The sequence below is a fragment of the Chelativorans sp. Marseille-P2723 genome (assembly GCF_902809845.1).
GTDB lineage: Bacteria > Pseudomonadota > Alphaproteobacteria > Rhizobiales > Rhizobiaceae > Chelativorans.
This window is the reverse complement of sequence record NZ_CADDWI010000007.1, coordinates 128,711-145,361: the sequence shown is the minus strand read 5'-3', so window position 1 is coordinate 145,361 and position 16,651 is coordinate 128,711. Positions and strand designations below refer to the sequence as shown.

General features: G+C 60.6%; 18 protein-coding genes and 1 pseudogene. 5 read left to right on the top strand and 14 right to left on the bottom strand.

Translation table 11 applies throughout. The annotated features are described in order from the left end of the window. Position 1 precedes the first annotated feature (1 nt). The 3 genes from moaB to HUS57_RS00725 all read left to right on the top strand — a co-directional run bounded on the left by moaB (position 2) and on the right by HUS57_RS00725 (position 2,713). Complete coding sequence (gene moaB / locus HUS57_RS00735; RefSeq protein ID WP_173931022.1) at positions 2-541, top strand: molybdenum cofactor biosynthesis protein B; 540 nt, start codon at positions 2-4, stop codon at positions 539-541. Positions 542-663: 122 nt separating this feature from the next. Next, on the top strand, positions 664-1,815 hold the full coding sequence (locus HUS57_RS00730; RefSeq protein WP_173931021.1) for a PA0069 family radical SAM protein: 1,152 nt from the start codon (positions 664-666) through the stop codon (positions 1,813-1,815). Positions 1,816-1,966: 151 nt separating this feature from the next. Further along, a complete protein-coding gene (locus tag HUS57_RS00725) occupies positions 1,967-2,713 on the top strand; it encodes a ribonuclease HII (RefSeq protein ID WP_173931020.1) in 747 nt (248 codons plus the stop codon). Between the two features lie 961 nt (positions 2,714-3,674). Here the strand turns inward: HUS57_RS00725 and HUS57_RS17880 are convergent. The 9 genes and pseudogenes from HUS57_RS17880 to HUS57_RS00680 all read right to left on the bottom strand — a co-directional run. Then, positions 3,675-3,918: pseudogene (locus HUS57_RS17880) on the bottom strand (IS110 family transposase); the annotation flags it as partial. A gap of 363 nt (positions 3,919-4,281) precedes the next feature. After that, on the bottom strand, positions 4,282-4,761 hold the full coding sequence (locus HUS57_RS00715; RefSeq protein ID WP_173931018.1) for a F0F1 ATP synthase subunit B: 480 nt from the start codon (positions 4,759-4,761) through the stop codon (positions 4,282-4,284). 10 nt (positions 4,762-4,771) lie between these two features. Continuing rightward, entirely contained in the window at positions 4,772-5,353 is a 582-nt protein-coding gene (locus HUS57_RS00710; protein WP_173931017.1) for a F0F1 ATP synthase subunit B, read from the bottom strand. A gap of 68 nt (positions 5,354-5,421) precedes the next feature. After that, positions 5,422-5,646 carry a F0F1 ATP synthase subunit C gene (locus tag HUS57_RS00705; protein ID WP_173931016.1) on the bottom strand — a complete coding sequence of 75 codons (225 nt, stop codon included), beginning with the start codon at positions 5,644-5,646 and terminating at the stop codon, positions 5,422-5,424. 62 nt (positions 5,647-5,708) lie between these two features. Further along, positions 5,709-6,458, bottom strand: coding sequence for a F0F1 ATP synthase subunit A (locus HUS57_RS00700; RefSeq protein ID WP_173931015.1), 750 nt, complete (start codon positions 6,456-6,458; stop codon positions 5,709-5,711). A 38-nt stretch (positions 6,459-6,496) separates the two neighbouring features. Then, positions 6,497-6,856, bottom strand: coding sequence for an AtpZ/AtpI family protein (locus HUS57_RS00695; RefSeq protein WP_173931014.1), 360 nt, complete (start codon positions 6,854-6,856; stop codon positions 6,497-6,499). Between the two features lie 277 nt (positions 6,857-7,133). Further along, positions 7,134-8,303 (bottom strand): cell wall hydrolase, encoded by a 1,170-nt coding sequence (locus tag HUS57_RS00690; RefSeq protein WP_246727677.1) that lies wholly within the window; start codon positions 8,301-8,303, stop codon positions 7,134-7,136. A 202-nt stretch (positions 8,304-8,505) separates the two neighbouring features. Then, positions 8,506-9,933: a ribosome biogenesis GTPase Der gene (der, locus tag HUS57_RS00685; protein ID WP_173931012.1), complete on the bottom strand. Its 1,428-nt coding sequence runs from the start codon at positions 9,931-9,933 to the stop codon at positions 8,506-8,508. A 19-nt stretch (positions 9,934-9,952) separates the two neighbouring features. Beyond that, on the bottom strand, positions 9,953-10,621 hold the full coding sequence (locus tag HUS57_RS00680; protein WP_173931011.1) for a tetratricopeptide repeat protein: 669 nt from the start codon (positions 10,619-10,621) through the stop codon (positions 9,953-9,955). A 371-nt stretch (positions 10,622-10,992) separates the two neighbouring features. Between HUS57_RS00680 and HUS57_RS00675 the strand changes: the two genes are divergently transcribed. Further along, positions 10,993-11,976: a polysaccharide deacetylase gene (locus HUS57_RS00675; RefSeq protein ID WP_246727676.1), complete on the top strand. Its 984-nt coding sequence runs from the start codon at positions 10,993-10,995 to the stop codon at positions 11,974-11,976. Between the two features lie 115 nt (positions 11,977-12,091). On the opposite strand, the gene sbmA is transcribed toward HUS57_RS00675, so the two are convergent. Then, positions 12,092-13,405, bottom strand: coding sequence for a peptide antibiotic transporter SbmA (sbmA, locus tag HUS57_RS00670; protein ID WP_173931010.1), 1,314 nt, complete (start codon positions 13,403-13,405; stop codon positions 12,092-12,094). Positions 13,406-13,779: 374 nt separating this feature from the next. On the opposite strand from sbmA, the gene HUS57_RS00665 reads away from it, so the two are divergent. Beyond that, complete coding sequence (locus HUS57_RS00665; RefSeq protein WP_173931009.1) at positions 13,780-14,046, top strand: YMGG-like glycine zipper-containing protein; 267 nt, start codon at positions 13,780-13,782, stop codon at positions 14,044-14,046. Positions 14,047-14,181: 135 nt separating this feature from the next. Here HUS57_RS00665 and HUS57_RS00660 read toward each other — a convergent pair whose 3' ends face one another. From HUS57_RS00660 to HUS57_RS00645, 4 genes are read right to left on the bottom strand one after another with little or no spacing between them, the layout of a single operon-like run. Further along, positions 14,182-15,186, bottom strand: coding sequence for an energy transducer TonB (locus HUS57_RS00660; protein ID WP_173931008.1), 1,005 nt, complete (start codon positions 15,184-15,186; stop codon positions 14,182-14,184). Next, positions 15,183-15,581 carry a biopolymer transporter ExbD gene (locus tag HUS57_RS00655; RefSeq protein WP_173931007.1) on the bottom strand — a complete coding sequence of 133 codons (399 nt, stop codon included), beginning with the start codon at positions 15,579-15,581 and terminating at the stop codon, positions 15,183-15,185. The genes HUS57_RS00660 and HUS57_RS00655 overlap by 4 nt, the downstream gene beginning before the upstream one ends. Next, positions 15,578-15,967, bottom strand: a complete 390-nt coding sequence (locus HUS57_RS00650; RefSeq protein ID WP_173931006.1) for a biopolymer transporter ExbD — start codon at positions 15,965-15,967, stop codon at positions 15,578-15,580. The genes HUS57_RS00655 and HUS57_RS00650 overlap by 4 nt, the downstream gene beginning before the upstream one ends. After that, positions 15,957-16,649, bottom strand: coding sequence for a MotA/TolQ/ExbB proton channel family protein (locus HUS57_RS00645; protein ID WP_173931005.1), 693 nt, complete (start codon positions 16,647-16,649; stop codon positions 15,957-15,959). Before HUS57_RS00645 ends, HUS57_RS00650 begins: the two co-directional genes overlap by 11 nt. Between the last annotated feature and the right edge of the window lie 2 nt (positions 16,650-16,651).

Sequence of the window (16,651 nt, the reverse complement as noted above, 5' to 3'; positions counted from 1 at the left end):
CATGCCTGAACGTTTCTTCATCCCCGTTCGTTTCGCTGTACTTACCATTTCGGACAGCCGGACGCTCGAAGATGATGTGTCCGGCCGCACGCTTGCGGAACGCATTTTGGGAGAAGGTCACGAACTTGCCCGCAGGGCCATTGCACCGGACAATATAGAGCACATCCGTCACACTGTGCTCGCATGGTGCGCGGACAGCGATGTCGACGCGGTGATCACCACCGGAGGGACCGGCTTTACCGGGCGCGATATGACACCAGAGGCGCTGGAGCCTCTTTTCTCAAAACGCATGGACGGTTTCTCACAGGTTTTCCACAGGATATCCCAAGATAAGATTGGCACTTCCACGATACAGTCCCGTGCTACCGCGGGGCTCATCGGCCAGACCTTTGTCTTCGCGCTACCCGGGTCTCCCGGTGCCTGCCGCGACGCCTGGGACCTTATCTTGAAGGACCAGTTCGACTATCGGCACCGACCCTGCAATTTCGTTGAGATCATGCCTCGGCTGGGCGAGCATCTGCGAAGGGGCGCTCGCGCCTGAGCGTTCTTCAATCTCCAGATACCTCGCTCAGACGCCTTTTACGCAAATGTTCTTGCTTTGTTCTTATTTCGGAGATAGGAACGGAGTCATTCTGAGCACCCTGCGTAGGCGGAGAGCGAGTCATGAAAGAGATCGCGCGTGCAGACAATGCAGCCTTCATAGGCGGCGGCTCGGCGCTGGCGAACGCCATCATCGAAGAGGCGGGCCTGCGCATCGCCGAGGAGCGGCGCCGGGGGCGGGGCGCCGGCGTCAATCCCAGCGGGCGATATGAGCCGTTGACGCGCCAGGTCTTCGATGACGGCTGGGAGACACTGGAGGAACTGCCATCCTTCAAGACTGTGGTGCAGGTGGAGAAGCCACGCAACATCATCACGCGCAATTCATCGCCTGATATTTCCTTCGACCGCTCGATCAATCCGTATCGAGGCTGCGAACATGGCTGCGTCTACTGCTTCGCGCGGCCGACACATGCCTATATGGGCCTGTCGCCAGGCCTCGACTTTGAATCGCAGCTTTTTGCAAAGCCGGATGCCGGGCGGCTTCTGGAGCGGGAGCTTTCCAGGCCGGGATATGAGCCTCGCACCATTGCTATCGGCACCAATACCGATCCCTACCAGCCGATCGAGAAGAAATGGCGCATCATGCGCGACATTCTGGAGGTACTGGAGGCGCATGCGCATCCAGTAGGCATTGTGACCAAATCCGCCCTCATCGTGCGCGACATTGACATCCTCTCGCGCATGGCGGAGAAAGGACTTGCGAAGGTCGCGTTCTCCATCACCACCCTTGATCGAAAGCTTGCGCGCACCATGGAACCGCGAGCGGCGACCCCGACGCGCAGGCTGGAAGCGCTCAAGGCACTCCATGCAGCGGGCGTGCCGGTTTCGGTCATGATCGGGCCGGTCATTCCCGGCCTGAATGACAGCGAGATCGAGCGTATACTGGAATCGGCACATGCAGCGGGGGCGCGGGAGGCGGGATACATCATCCTGCGCCTGCCGCTTGAGGTAAGCCCGATTTTCAAGGACTGGCTCCTGCGCCACTATCCGGATCGCTTTCGTCACGTGATATCGCTCATCCGCTCCATGCGTGGCGGCAAGGACTACGATGCCGAATGGGGCAAGCGGATGAAGGGCAGCGGGCCCTATGCCTGGCAAATCGGGCGCCGCTTCGAGATAGCCGCGCGGCGTCTTGGCCTCAATGTCGAACGCCGCAAACTGCGGACTGATCTCTTCAAGGCAAACTCAAGGGAAGAACAGCTCGTTCTGCTTTGAGCTTCCTGCAGGCCTCCGGCAGGGGCTCCGTCCTTTTGCGACCGGATGAACCTGCTGCCAGCATGGCGTCAGCATCCTGCAGCTTTTAATGTGTGCTGGGCTCTGGAAGGGCTTGCGGAAAAACCGGGAGCGATGCAAGCATTACCGCCTCATGGCTCCATTGCGTCCCGATTCTCCGCTTCTGTTTGAATTGCCGCTGCGACCGGATCTCTCGTTGGAAAACGGGATCATGCGGGAAGGCCTCGCGCCGGTGGCCGGGCTCGATGAAGCGGGACGCGGCCCGCTGGCCGGCCCAGTAGTTGCCGCCGCGGTTGTGCTCGACGTGAATCGTATTCCCGAGGGTCTTGACGATTCCAAGCGCATTTCAGCCGAAGGCCGGGAAGCGCTCGTCCAGGAAATTTTTGCGACCTCGATTGCCGTGTCCGTTGCCTCCCTGTCGGCCGATAGCATCGACCGCTCCAACATCCTCATCGCAAGCCTGGAAGCCATGCGGCGCGCCCTTGAGGGTTTGTGCGTACGGCCGGCATACGCGTTGGTAGATGGCCGGGACATCCCTCCGGGGCTGCCCTGCCCTTGCCGCGCGGTGATCAAGGGCGACCGGCTCTCCCAATCGATTGCGGCCGCTTCCATCGTCGCTAAGGTCGCCCGCGATCGTATGATGGCGCGCACGGCGTCCCTCCTGCCTCTTTATGGCTTCGACAGCCATGTGGGATACGCAACCGAACGCCACCGCACCGCGATCTCCGAGCACGGCCCCATCAAACGCCTGCACCGCATGAGCTTTGCTCCGTTCAAGACACAGGCAGAGCCGGACGGCATGGATATCGTAGATCTTATGGAAACTCCCGTCCCTGCCTCCTGCCGAGATCCGCTCGCAGCAGGCCATCCCAAGCCATAAGCGGACGGGCACGGCAAGCCCTCATCCCGCCGCAGAAGCTGAATCTGCACGAGATCGATAAACGGATAATGATCTATCGAGCGGCGGGGAGCGCGGCTCCCCGTCGGGCTGTCGGTCGGCCTCGTCCGTTGCTTCTTGCACCGCATCCAACCTGGCTTGCTGGAGCGGCTCGGCAGCGGCGAGCATGTCACCTTGTACGGTCTTCAGGCCGAGCTTGCCGGACGCGGGAAGGTGGACTACCGGACGGTCTGGAACTTCGGGCACATCTCACACGTCAAGGGACGAGCTTCAAGAAAACCGCTCTGCCAAGTGAGCAGCAGCACCTTCTCGACACCACAGGGGTGGGTTCGTGCAAGACGTACCGGCCCCTCATCCATGCCGCTTGATCTTCATCGAAGAGATCTGGGCCAAGACCAACACGGGTTCGATCGGGGTCGGGCAACACGCGGCCAACGACTGCAAAGCCCGGCTTGCTGCATGGGCCACGCGTGGACGTCCCGCCGGATGCAAGAGTGAATCTTCGGTGTAGGTTATTGCGCGTGATCAGGTGTTGCCATGTGTTTGGCCTCTTACTGCCGCATCGTCATGGCCCCGTATGGCAGCTTGCCAGGCAGGTCCACATTACTGGAACGCGCTCGAAGCGCTACCCATGCGTCCAAGCGTCCCCCATGCGTCTGGTTCTCGTGATCCCGTCCTGCTGACTATGTACCATGCCTGTCCGCCGACCTTCTCACGTTTGCCAGTGCCACGGTCACAGGCATAGGTGGTTTGCGCGCCCGCATTCTGTGGAATCGTGAATCGGCTGGCTTGCCATTCCGTTTGGCAAGGAGCCACGGCGCTGGACCCATTAATGAGCAGGCGCCGCAGCGTCCTCTCCGACCCGCGTCGCTCGCCGGTGCCGCTCCAGGCTGCAAAGTTGCGCCCAGTGTCGGAATGTCTCTACTGGTCGGGCTATTACCTCGAGCACATCGCGAGCTCCGAAGATCACAGCCGCAGCCTGCTTCTCCATGCTTTTGATCGCCACGAAACGCATTGTCGGTCGTCGCGCCGCTTCACAAATAGCTTCGGCATCGGCGGCATCGTTCTTCTGGCGCTTGACGAGAGGCTTCGCGTAAGAGGGGCGATCAGTCTGGACCTTATGGCCCAGCCTGCCGATCTCGCGCCCCCAAAACGTAAGCGCCAGAGCAGGCTTCCATCGCCGCGATGGCGTGACGGTTGCGCAGTGAAGACGGTCAGCACCGGTTCGCGCCGCCTTCCGAACATGACGGTGCCGCCTGCATCTGCGCCTTGGGCTTAGAAAATTGGTTTTGGCCAGGTCGAGGCCGATAGTGCCAACGTATGTCATGAGCGCGTTCCGGTGGTTCTCAACATGACCGCTCTGGCCATCGATGTCGTGAGGGGCGCCCACATATGCAAATGGGAGAGGCGTCTTTCGGCTTGCTACAGCCCTTCTAGACGCCCTCTTCGGGAATGGGGAGGCTACAAAGGCCACAGACGAATGCAAATGCCGCCGGAAGACCGGCGGCATTTATCATTGATAAGGCTGAGGCGGATCGCAATGGCTACGCTCAGTTCAGCTTCGTTTTCACTTCCTCAAGCGAAGCGTCGAAAAGCTTGCTACCGGTTTTGGCATCCACCTTGTCGGCGATCAGCTTGCCAGCAGCCGCAACCGCGACGTCGACGGCCCGTGCACGCACCTCAGCTATTGCGTCGCTTTCGGCCTGAGCGATCTTCTGCTCGGCAAGCGCCGTGCGACGCATGACATATTCCTCCGTCTTGACTTTGGCGTCGCTGACGATTGCCTTCGCTTCGCGTTTGGCGGCCGCCACCAGATCCTTGGCTTCCTCTTCCGCCTCGCGCCGCTTGCGCTGATACTCGGCCAGAAGCTGCTGCGCTTCCTCGCGCAGCTTACGCGCTTCTTCCAGTTCGTTGCGGATGCGGTCGGCACGCTGGTCGAGCGCGCCGTTCACCATCGCTGGAACCTTCATATAGGCGAGAATAGCCAGGAATAGGATCAGCGCTACGAGAGCCCAGAATGTCGCGTCCATCTTGCCTTTCCTACTGCGCCATTGCTTTGACGGCCGCTGAAACAGCCTTGCGGTCGACCGTCCCGCCGACAAGCTGTTCAACGATGGTTCCTGCCGTCTCCTCGGCAATCATGCCGACATCGCTTAGCGCCGCGCTCTTGATTCGCGCTATGCCCGCTTCAGCCTCGGCGAGCTTTTCTTCCAGCTCGTTCTCGATCCGACGCCGCTCTGCCTCTGCCTCTACCTTGGCCTCGTCCCGGGCCTCCTGAGCTATCGCAGAAGCCTTCTTGCGCGCATCCGCAAGCTCCTGTTCGTAAGCCGCAACCGCCGCGTCCGCCTCTTCCTTCATGCGAGCCGCTTCGTCGAGATCCTGAGCAATGCGATCGCGCCGCACTTCCAGAATGCTACCTATGCGCGGCAGGACCACCCGTTTCAGGAACAGATAAAAAAGTCCGAATGAAACGGCCAGCCAGAGAAGCTGCGACGGGTAGCTGGAGGAGTCGAATGGAGGAAAATTACCTTCGGCCGGTTGGTCGAGCGCGACCTCCGTCTCAGCCTGCATGTCGACTACTGGCGGATCACCCGCCTGTGCCAAAGCCGGTGCCACAAACATGGCTTTCCCCTTGATCATACGGAACCGGCCGCACACAGCGGCCGGCCTTCACCGGATTCGTCGTTAAATCAGGTGAACAGAAGGAGGAGAGCGATGAGCAGCGAGAAGATGCCCAGCGCTTCGGTCACGGCGAAACCGAAAACCAGCCGGCCGAACTGACCGTCAGCCGCCGAAGGATTGCGCAGCGCGCCCGACAGATAGCTGCCGAAGATATTGCCAAGGCCGAGTGCTGTTCCGGCCATTCCCAGGCAGGCGAGACCGGCACCGATGAATCTTGCTGCTTCTGCTTCCATTTCCAACTCCTTGGATCAACTCTTTGTGGTTTCGTCACGCGGCTAGCCGCGGGTGAGGGTTTCTAGTGGCTCGGGTTCACGGCGTCATTCAGGTACATGCATGTCAGGACCGCAAACACATAGGCCTGCAGGAAAGCCACAAGAACTTCGAGCGCGGTGATCGCAATCGTCATCGCCAGAGGCAGGACAGCACCTGCGGCACCCGCCAGGCCAAATGCAGACAGGGTCGTCACGAAGCCGGCAAAGACTTTAAGCGTGATGTGTCCCGCAAGCATGTTGGCGAAAAGACGAACCGAAAGGCTTACTGGACGCGACAGGAACGATACGATCTCGATGGCCACGACGAGCGGCACCAGCGCGCCGGGCACTCCTTCCGGCACGAACAGTTTCAGGAAACCAAAGCCGTGCTTGTAGAAACCGTAAATGATCACGGTCCCGACCACGAGCAGCGCCAGCGCGAAAGTGACTATGATATGACTGGTTACCGTGAAGAAGTACGGGAACACGCCCAGAAGATTGGCCACCAGGATAAACACGAACAGCGAGAAGACGAGCGGGAAGAACCGCATACCCTTGCTGCCGGCCGCCTCCCTCAACATGGAGGCGATGAACTCGTAGGTCATTTCCGAGATCGACTGGAGCCGCCCCGGAACGAGCCCCCGGCTGGAAGTGGTCAGGTAGAGGAAGGCACTGGCCGACACAGCGGTGACTACCATGAATGCCGAAGCATTGGAGAAGGAAAAATCCAGGCCGCCGATTTCAATCGGAATCCAATTGGAGATCTGGAACTGTTCGATCGGGTCTGTGGCCACGTAAAGCCCCTCGCACCTTATTGCAGCGGCGATGCCGCCTATCTTCTTTCCCGCGGATCGTCGCCGTCCTTTTTTGGCGACTGCGATCCGAAATCCGCAACAAGCCCTGCAGCACGCAGGACATTGAGAATTCCCGCCCCGAAACCAAGGAGCAGGAATACGATCAAACCCCAAGGCGAGGTGCCTGCGAGCCGGTCGATGAACCAGCCCAAAGCGGCGCCTACCACGATACCGGCGATGAACTCGCTGGAAAGTCTCAGCGCGTTGCCGAAGCCGCCCGTACCGTTCGCCTTTGCATCCTCGGCATCGCCTGGTTCTTTCGTCCGCCGCGCCGCCAAGGCCGCTTCGAGTTTGCGCCGCCGCCCATCCAGATCGTCCGGCTCTTGTCCATCCGCCATAAGAGCCTCCACGCCGGTTCAGGCAGCAAGCCCCGCCTCGAAAACCGCGCGCAACATAGAGAGCAGCCTTGCCCCAGTCAAGCCGCTCGGCGGCTAACAGCTTGGGGCGGTTTGCCCTATAATATCAATAATATGCCTCGGTGCGACAAAGCGCCTACCGGTGCGTTGGAGCGCGCAGCTATGGAATCGCCCTGCCCCGGACGCCTGCCGGCCCATTAATCGTTATCGGCTTTCCTTTCGGGCAAGCCCGATTCTCGTTTACGAGGCGCGCCATCGATTAGTTCCAGCCGCCGCCGTAGGTGCGATAGAAGATGTGCTGGCCGATCTTCTTCTTGCGCTCCATGGCCCTCGCCCAGCGGGGCTGCACATAGGTGGCATGGTAATGCGTGGCGGTACCCACCTCCTCCAGCCAGATCTTGCCTGCAGTGACTGCAAAACCTACTTCCTTGGCGGTTCGAAAATGCTCTGGACTGCGCACGCGGTCGCGTATCCCGTCGCAGGCAAAAGAGAACTGGCAACGATTGCGCCAGTTCTCATTCTGGTACACCACGCCGCAAATGGTGTCGGGATAGGCGGGATTGCGCACGCGGTTGAGGATGACCTGGGCAACCGCAGCCTGCCCGCGCACCGGCTCGCCCCGCGCTTCGAAATAAATCCCGGCTGCGAGGCATTGCTGCTCCTTATCGGAGAAAACATGCGGCGGAAGAGGCCGTCGCCCCCATTCATGATCATCGGGCGCCACAGGGGGAATGAAACGTCCGTCATTTTCATCCCGCAGAATGGATGCAAAGGGGGAGGCCCTGGCGTAATCCGGTTCTCGCGGCGCGTAGGCCGATGCCAGAATGTCTGGCTCGTCATTGGTGATAAGCTCGGCTATCGCCGTGGGAAGCCTGTCGCGAGCCTTGTTATGACGCAGATGGAAGGATGATGCGATCGCCACCTCCCTGCCCTTTATGTCTGGTCGGCCGAAAGCCATCAGCTTCTCGCCCATAGGCGCGGGTTCCATGAGCAGGCTGGTTTGCTTGAAGATGGAGCCAGCATTGAAGAGCCGGGGCGGTGCCATAGGAAGCGTCTTGACGAGTCGGCTCTTCTTTTCACGACGATTGATGCCCTTCTCGTCGGAGCCTGGGAGGCGGTCGCCCTTGGTAGTCCGGAAGGCGACTGTGCCGACCGTGTGCGCCTGCACGCCCGCCCCTGAAAGCACACCAAGCTGTTCGCTCGTACTGGAGAAGGGCATCTCCGCCTTATGGACGGACCCTGCCACCGCTGCTTCGACCACCGCTGCCCAGCGGTTTTCCGCCTGCTGTCCTGCAACGAGGCTCACCATATCCTGATAGGCGGCAACCGTCGGAAAGGCGAGCCAGACGGCGATGCCGTAGACAACCGTAGGAAGAAGAGCGCGCCGTTGACCCGAAACCTTTCGCCGTCTTGCACTCGAAATCAGCACCCCGACCCTCATCCTGATACGCTTAAAATACTTCGAGAGGGCCAAGGTAATTGATTAACCTTGATCAGCCGTTAATGGCGGGAACGATTGCAAGCATTGGCGCCAGGACAGGGAGGGAAAGCGGGCAACTTGGTGATTTGCACCAGGCAGTTGACTGCCGCGCGTCCTCCTTTCAACAATTTCCGATGAGAAGGAGCGTGGTTTAACTGCTCTTGCGCCGTGCCCGGCCAGCATACGGGTTTTCCGAGGTGCGCAGCGCGATACGGATCGGCACGCCATAGATGTCGAACGCTTCACGCAGGCCGTTTGCAAGGTAGCGCACATAAGATTGCGGCATCACCTCCGGGCGCGAGCAGGAGAGCACGAATCCGGGCGGCCGCGTCTTGATCTGTGTCATATATTTGACCTTGAGCCTCCGGCCGGCGACGGCAGGGGGAGGATGCTGCGCTGTCGCGCGCTCCAGCCACCGGTTGAGGGGCCCGGTAGGTATCCGCCGGTTCCACACTTCGTGAGCGGCCATCGCCACTTCCATCATCCGGTTGAGGCCGCGGCCCGTCTCGGCCGAAACGGGTACCGCCCGCAGGCCGCGCACCTGCGGCAGAAGCCGGTCCGTCTTCTCATGTAGTTCGGCGAGCTTTTCCCGGCCTTCCTCCACGAGATCCCATTTGTTGAAGGCCAGGACTGGTGCGCGGCCTTCGCGGACAACAAGGTCGGCAATCTGCAGATCCTGCTTTTCGAAGGGCATCGTGGCATCGAAGACGACGATGACCACTTCGGCAAAGCGCACGGCACGCAAGGTCTCGCTGACCGAAAGCTTTTCCAGTTTCTCCTGTACGCGAGCCTTCCGCCGCATGCCTGCGGTATCGAACAACCGGACAGCGCGGTCTCGCCAGGTCCACTCGACAGCGATTGAGTCGCGCGTGATCCCGGCTTCAGGGCCCGTCAGCATCCGCTCCTCACCGATAAGCGCGTTGATGAGTGTCGATTTGCCGACATTGGGCCGCCCGATGATCGCAATGCGGACGGGCTTCTCCCGGTCGTAGGCCAGACCTTCGGCGTCGGGATCTATATCTTCGCCTTGAAGTGTATCCACCCCGCCCTGCGCGCCCGGCTCCTCCGGTGCATCCACAATTGCCGCGCCGCCATGTTCGGCTATCGCGTCACGCAACTCGGCCATACCATGCCCATGCTCGGCAGAAAGGGCAATCGGCTCGCCAAGACCCAGGTTAAAGGCTTCCAGAACGCCCGCATCCGCACCGCGCACATCAGTCTTGTTGGCAACGAGAACCACCGGCTTGCCCTTACGCCGGACGACATCGGCAAAGGTATGATCGTCCGGCATCAGGCCGGCGCGTGCGTCAACCATGAAGAGGACGAGGTCTGCCTCCTCGATCGCGGTTTCCGTCTGTGCGCGCATGCGCCCCGCGAGCGTCTCCGGTGCCGCATCCTCCAACCCTGCCGTGTCGACAACATCGAAGCGAAGGTCCATGAGGCGAGCCGGATGCAAGCGCCTGTCCCGCGTGACGCCCGGCGTATCATCCACAAGTGCGATACGCCGCCCCACGAGCCGGTTAAAGAGCGTCGACTTGCCGACATTAGGCCGGCCTATGATAGCGACCTTGAAGGCCATGGCCGGTCTCTCAGCCCATCTAGCCGGATTCGGCGTCAGAAGCGGTGATCAGCTCCGACATCATTTCCGCCCGCTGACGGGCTCCGGGTGGAGCCTGCGGATCATCGGCAACCTGGCTGAATAGCGCGAGCGCGTTCTCACGATTACCCTCTTTCCACGCGGCAAGCGCCAGCGCCTCTCGCGCCGTATGGCGCATGTCGTGACTTTCGCCCGTCAATGCTTCCGCGCGCGCGGCGACATCGGCATAGCTACCATGGTCGACAAGCAGAAGGGCGGCACGAAGGCGCGCAATATCGCGAAGAGGGCCGATCACCGAGCTGTCATTTGCAACGGCATCGAACATTGCGACAGCTTCTTCCGGGTTGCCGCTTTCCGCTAGCGTGGTGGCCGCGCGCAGCCGCGCCAGCACCGGATAAGCGCCGTAGCCGGTTTCCTGTAATTCCTCCAGCACTTGGAGGGCCTGCTCGCTTTCACCCTGCTCGGCAAGCTCCAGAGCGCGGGCAAAAGCATCGCCGGAGCGGTTTGCACGCGCTTCCGTCCATTGCTCATACGCCACATAGCCGCCGGTCCCCAGAACTGCGAAGGCCGCGGCAGCAATGATGATCGCCCCATAACGGCGCCAGAGCGCCTTGAACTGATCCTGGCGAAGCTCCTCATTGACTTCGCGTATAAAACTATCGTCGGACATCAAGTACCCGCTTCCGGCCGGGCCCTTGCCCAGCAACATCCTGCTCGCGTTTTAACGAAAATTTGCGCGCATGGAAGAGGCAGAACAGATTTGTACGCATTTGTCTTAGAAAACAGCGGCAATGAGCCTGAGCCTTGCAGCCTCTTGCCTGCGCAGCATTGCCCTGAACCAGACCATTTGCCGATCACTCGCCTTGCCCGAATGGCCGCGGGCACCGAGGTCAATGCAACTCCTCCTTCCCTTAAAACCCTTGGTGATGCCACTGATTAGTTCGTCATTTACCAATTCACAGCGTGTGCATCTGCCGATCCCTACCTGGCCACATTTGCTTCGTAACGAGCCACGGGGCTCATCTGAACTATGGCTGTTGAATGTCTCTTCTTTCCCGCTTCGGCATTGGCGCATTGATGCTTCTTCTGACCACCTTGTCCTCTGGAGCACAGGTGTCACTTCCACCCCAGTATGTGATTATCTCCTTCGATGGCGCGTCTCTCATCGAACAATGGGAGCGCAGCAGGGCACTCGCTCAACGAACCGGCGCACGTTTCACATATTTCCTTTCCTGCGTTTATCTTCTGGCGCCAGAACACCGCGATCTTTACCGCGCACCCGGATACAAGGCCGGCCGCTCGAATGTTGGTTACGGATATTCACGCAAAGACGTTCATCGACGCCTTGAGCAAATCTGGAAGGCTCGTGGCGAGGGCCACGAGATCGCCAATCATGGTTGCGGGCATTTCGATGGCAGCACTTGGAAGGCGGAGGACTGGAAGGAAGAGTTCCGGCAGTTCAATGCCATCGTAACCGACGCCTGGCGCATCAATGGCCTGAATGGCGAACCACAGGGATGGCGCTCCTTCGTCGAAAAGGAGATCGTTGGCTTCCGCGCGCCTTACCTGGAGACAAGCCCCGGCCTCTTCGCCGCGCTTGCGGAAGGTGGCTTCCGCTATGACGCGAGCACCGTCACACCGCAACCAGAAAACCCGCCGATCAAGGGCGGTCTTGCACGCTTCTCCCTTCCGCTCATTCCCGAAGGGCCAGCGGGCAGGAAGATCATCGCGATGGACTACAATCTTTATGTCCGCCATTCCGGCGGCGTTGAAAAGCCGGAAGAAGCTGCTGCCTTCCGCCAGCGCGCCTATAGCGCCTTCCGCGCTGCGTTCGATCGCGAATATTCCGGCAGACGCACGCCGCTTCAGATCGGCTTCCACTTCACCTTGATGAATGACGGAGCCTACTGGCAGGCGCTCGAACAGCTTGCCGAGGACGTATGCGTGAAACCGGATGTCCGCTGCGTCAGCTACCGTGACTATCTCGATGCGGTTTCCGGTCCGCGACAAGACGGCCGAAGCTGACAGTCGCAGGCCGCTACTCCCCCAGGGCATTCCAGATAAGCGGCCGCCCTGCAATTGCGAAATAAGATCGGCAGCTTAGATCCTTCCAGCGTTTTCCATGGAATGTTGAGACAATCTAGGTAGCAGGCTGGTCCTCCGGCTGCACGCCCTTCCTTTCGCGTTCCAGATAGTGGCGATCGATTTCCGGCAGCGGCTCGCCCTTGATCGTAGCCTCAAAGGCATGGAGACGCTTATAGATCGACATCAGCTCGACGATGGTCGTCCAGGAATTGACCAGATACTGGAACGAGCTTTCCACCCGCCCGAAGGCACGGGTAATCTGCTGTAGGATGCCAAGCGTAATTGCGCCGCTTAGAATTGAGGGTGCGAGCGCGAAATATGGCACCAGTACACCCAGTTGCAGATAGAAGATCCGCACCAGGTTGAAGTACATGTAATTGAGGTAGAGGCGGAAATAGTTCTTCCGCACATTGTCGTAGAGTTCGCGAATGGTAGGCGGGTCAGCACGCTCCGCGTGATCCTCACCATAGACGAGTTCCTTACGATAAGCGGCCTCCACCCGCTGGTTGCGGAATTCGAGCCCAGGCAGGCGGATGCCGGCGACTGCCACCAGCGTCGTGCCGATGACGGACCACAGGATGGCGACAAAGACGAGCCCTTGGCTTACCTCGCCAATGATCGGCAGTTCCTGCACGTGCCCCGACAGAACCCACAGCAGCGGCAAGAATGCTATAAGCGTCATGATGGAATCGACGAAGCTGATGCCCAACCCTTCCGCGATGGAGGCAAAACGCATCGTATCTTCCTGTACGCGCTGTGCGGCGCCCTCGATATGGCGCAGCTTCTGCCACTGCGACATGTAATAGGCGTTCATTGCGGTGCGCCACCGGAAGATGAAGTGGCTGACGAAAAAGCGGAAAAGCGTGCCGAAGAAGACGTAGACCAGCGCAATTCGCAAGAAGACAATGAACTGCCAGTAGAAATCGCCAGCTTCCACAGAACCCGGATTGCCCAGCGCGTTCTGCACCATGTCGTAGAAGACGCCGAACCAGCCATTGATCATCACGTCGAGCTGGACCAGAAACCAATTGACGAAGAAGATGAGCGCGGAACCGGCCACGGACCAGCGCGCCCAGGTATGGGGCGAGAACACCATCCAGCTACCGACGAAAATGCCGATGGCCAGGAGGAAGTACTGGTAGAACCAGAAGCCCTGAGCCCAGGACAGCGCCTCCTGTGCGGCAGTTCTAGCCGCCTCGTCAGCATCCGGCGGCACGGCTCCCGGATAGCCGAAGCCGAACAGGCCGCCCAGACTGACAGCGTGACCCCAATCCTTCGCGGCGAAGTACCATAGAAGGATGCAGAAAAGCGACCATAGGACAAAGCTTGAGAAGAAGAGCCTCGGCCGAGGAAAGAAGGAAACGAACATGTGCGCTCTTTGGAAGGTGAAGGCGGAACGGGATCGGATCCGATCAGGCCCTGTTTGCGGCGGGCATCTTATTGAGGCATCTGTGTCAGAACAATGGTTAAAAGACGCTCATGAGCCGCCGGTTTCCGGTCGGGGATGACAGTAGCAGTCTCTTTAATGCAGATTGAGTCGAAAATCTGCCACTCGGCTATATTTGGCCGTCCTGCGGCAAGATGACGGCTAAAAAGAGGGCGCTATATAAATAGCATTACGCCGTTTAACCTTCTGTTGGTTGACTCTCCCTACCATGGAACCGAAGCATCCGGCGTTCGCGATCTGGAACAATTTGCCTGATAGCGGATTGGGCGTGGTGCAGTTTTATCCTGGAGAGACCTATGAAGAAAGCGATTCTGACGATCCCGTTTTTGATTGCCCTTGCTGCTTGCACCCCAACTCAACAGGGCGCGGCGATCGGGGGCGTTGGTGGCGCTGCCATAGGCGCGGCTGTTGCCGGCGACGAACTTGAAGGTGCGGTGATCGGCGGTGCTGCCGGTGCGATTGCTGGTGCGCTGATAGGACGTGCAGCCGAGGGCAGCGGCCAGTGCGTCTATCGTGACCAGTATGGCCGCCAATACACGGCTGCGTGCCCGAGAGGCTACTGATAAGTTAATTTCCACCGCAGACTGGCGGATGATCGGCAACGGGCCGGGGCCAAACCCCGGCCCGTCTTCTTTATGCGCTTTTAAGCTGCATGCATTTACCGCGAGGTTTCTACCGCTCGCCGCACCGCCAGGAGGCTACCTTATCGTGAAGCTCATCGGCACGGTGAAGGCCCAGCTTGCCCTACCGATTTCTGTCGGAATAGGGGGAAAGGGCGCCGCCCGGCGAACCGTCTCCACCGCCGCTTGATCGAGAAGCGGCACGCCGGAACTGCGAACGACCGTGATGGAGCCTACGCTCCCGTCCCGCGATATGGTGAAGGCGACATGCGCCTCGCCCTGCACTCTGTCCCGCCGCGCCTCGGGGGGATAACGTTGCGCCCGGCGCAGCTTCGCTTGAACCTTCCCCTGATAGTTCGTGACGGCAGCGCTGCCGGCCCGGCTGGAAACCGCGCCTTGCGCCCGGGCCCAAACGCTGCGTCCTGTCATGCCTCCCTCTGCGGCACCTCGCCGTGCGTCCCTCTCCTGCGCGCCACCCGAACCTGCTGCCGGTGCAGGGCGCGCCTGCCTGGCGGGCTGTTTGGCAGCAGGGGGCTTGGCGCGCGTCTGCTGGGGCGGCGTATAGTCTGGGCGCGGCGTCGGCATGGGGATGCGCTGCAATGCATCCAGTTCCCGGTGCGTTTCCTCTGCCGGTTCTGCCCGCGTCGCTTCCGGCGCTTCCGTGACAACCGCTTCCTGTTCCCGGGCTTCCCCCGCAGGTTCCGAAGCGGCCGCAACGACTACATCCGCTTTCCGCTGGATTGCTTCAGCCGTCACGGTCTCGGCAGCCACCGGCTTGGACAGAGCAGCCCCGGTTGGCGACACCGCTTGGGTAGAAGGTGTTGGCGCAATCGCCACCGTCTCTGGCTCTACCGGCCGCAAAACGCTTTTCGCCGGAGTCGCTATGGCTGCGGAATGGTCATTGCCCTCACCCGCCGCTACCATCTCCTCGAAAGCGTTTCCAAGCACCGCAATTTCAGTGGTGGCGCTGCCGCCTTCTATCCGGGTCCCGTCCATGGTTCCTGCGAGCATTGCGGCCGCCGACGCGTGGAGCACCAGCGACAGCGCAATGGCGACAACCCAGTTCAATGTGCTTCTGGTCATTGCCTTTCAGTCACGATCCGGATCGTGCCGGCACCTGCGGCACGTAGCGCCGCCACGAAATCGACTAGCCGCTCCGCCGGAAGGTCCCTATCGGCTGCAACGCTCACCAAGGGCGCTTCGCCTCCGCTCGCGCCCACCTTCTCTGCCATCCATTCTTCCAAAACGATCTGCTTGCCCGCGGCTCGTACCGACCCTTCCGCGGTGATGAAAAGCGCATCCGGCGGCGCAACCGGCTGCGCATCGGTAGTGGAGATCAGCGTGACCTCTCCATCCAGAGGCGGCGCAAGCGTTCCTGCGATCAGGAAGAAGATGAGCATGAGGAACACGATATTGATGAGCGCGATCGTGCTCTCGGCCTGCCGCCTGACCGGCGGACGGGAAAGTCGCACTGTCATCGCGCCACCGAAACCTGAAGCTTGCTCTGGCCGCGGATGCGCTCAACGGCCTCGATAAGCATCTGGGACGTTGCCTCGCCGCGAGCGAGGATGACGAGGGTTGCCGCCCCCACCTCCTCTTCAAGGCGCCGGAGTTCGGCCATGGCCTCCCGGCCGGGAACCGCCGGGCCACCATTCACGCTCCAGCCCTTCTCATCAAGGCGCATGAGAATATCGGGAGTTTCGACTTGTGCCCCAGCAACCGCGCGGCCACCGGAGATTTCCACTTCAGCAAAGCGCGTGAAAGTGGATGACAGCATGAAGAACAGAAGCAGCAGGAAGATGATGTCTATGAGTGAGGTAAGCGAAACGTTCCGCCGGCGCCGCACGGCAAGTTCAATGCGCATGGGCCGGCATCTCCCTTCTTTCGTGGCTGGATGCGGTTTTGCAGTCCTCGTCAGCCACGGAGTTGCCGGTTGCATGCCCCAGAACGGCCAGGGTCATCGTCTCGATCGAAACGCGCTCGTTCTCAAGCCGCGTCTCGAACCACGTCAGGACCAACGAGACGGGCATGGCCACGGCCAGTCCCACGGCCGTGGTGAGCAATGCGACCCAGATGCCGCCCGCAAGCAGCGAAGGATCGACGGCGCTTCCGGCGCCCTGAAGCTGGCGGAATGCCTCGATCATGCCGAGTACCGTGCCGAAGAGCCCCAGTAGCGGTGCTACCTGGGCGACAGCATCGAGCGCACGGAAGCCCTTCTGCAGAGCATGGAGGCGCTCGGTCGCAATACGCTGCACCTCTTCTTCGATGTCCCGCCGAGACGCGCGATGAACACTCATTGCGATTGCGCGAAACAAGGCTGCTCCCAGCGGCGATGGGTCGGCCTGTAGAAACTCAATGGCCTCCGAGCCCCGGCCCTGCTGCCACGCTACCACCGCTTGGCGCGCCCGGCCATGCAAGCCCACCCTTTCTGCCGCAAACTGCCATGCCTTCAGCAGGATCAGCGCCAACGCGAAGATGGATAAAACAAGAAGAACAGCGACCACGGGGCCGCCGAGCGACAAGATGGATCGAATCGCTTCCAGCATTT

Bases quoted from the DNA above. Each gene is read 5' to 3' on its own strand.
- moaB (WP_173931022.1), top strand. From the start codon at position 2: ATGCCTGAACGTTTCTTCATCCCCGTTCGTTTCGCTGTACTTACCATT.
- HUS57_RS00730 (WP_173931021.1), top strand. From the start codon at position 664: ATGAAAGAGATCGCGCGTGCAGACAATGCAGCCTTCATAGGCGGCGGC.
- HUS57_RS00725 (WP_173931020.1), top strand. From the start codon at position 1,967: ATGGCTCCATTGCGTCCCGATTCTCCGCTTCTGTTTGAATTGCCGCTG.
- HUS57_RS00715 (WP_173931018.1), bottom strand. From the start codon at position 4,761: ATGGACGCGACATTCTGGGCTCTCGTAGCGCTGATCCTATTCCTGGCT.
- HUS57_RS00710 (WP_173931017.1), bottom strand. From the start codon at position 5,353: ATGTTTGTGGCACCGGCTTTGGCACAGGCGGGTGATCCGCCAGTAGTC.
- HUS57_RS00705 (WP_173931016.1), bottom strand. From the start codon at position 5,646: ATGGAAGCAGAAGCAGCAAGATTCATCGGTGCCGGTCTCGCCTGCCTG.
- HUS57_RS00695 (WP_173931014.1), bottom strand. From the start codon at position 6,856: ATGGCGGATGGACAAGAGCCGGACGATCTGGATGGGCGGCGGCGCAAA.
- der (WP_173931012.1), bottom strand. From the start codon at position 9,933: ATGGCCTTCAAGGTCGCTATCATAGGCCGGCCTAATGTCGGCAAGTCG.
- HUS57_RS00680 (WP_173931011.1), bottom strand. From the start codon at position 10,621: ATGTCCGACGATAGTTTTATACGCGAAGTCAATGAGGAGCTTCGCCAG.
- HUS57_RS00675 (WP_246727676.1), top strand. From the start codon at position 10,993: ATGTCTCTTCTTTCCCGCTTCGGCATTGGCGCATTGATGCTTCTTCTG.
- sbmA (WP_173931010.1), bottom strand. From the start codon at position 13,405: ATGTTCGTTTCCTTCTTTCCTCGGCCGAGGCTCTTCTTCTCAAGCTTT.
- HUS57_RS00665 (WP_173931009.1), top strand. From the start codon at position 13,780: ATGAAGAAAGCGATTCTGACGATCCCGTTTTTGATTGCCCTTGCTGCT.
- HUS57_RS00660 (WP_173931008.1), bottom strand. From the start codon at position 15,186: ATGACCAGAAGCACATTGAACTGGGTTGTCGCCATTGCGCTGTCGCTG.
- HUS57_RS00655 (WP_173931007.1), bottom strand. From the start codon at position 15,581: ATGACAGTGCGACTTTCCCGTCCGCCGGTCAGGCGGCAGGCCGAGAGC.
- HUS57_RS00650 (WP_173931006.1), bottom strand. From the start codon at position 15,967: ATGCGCATTGAACTTGCCGTGCGGCGCCGGCGGAACGTTTCGCTTACC.
- HUS57_RS00645 (WP_173931005.1), bottom strand. From the start codon at position 16,649: ATGCTGGAAGCGATTCGATCCATCTTGTCGCTCGGCGGCCCCGTGGTC.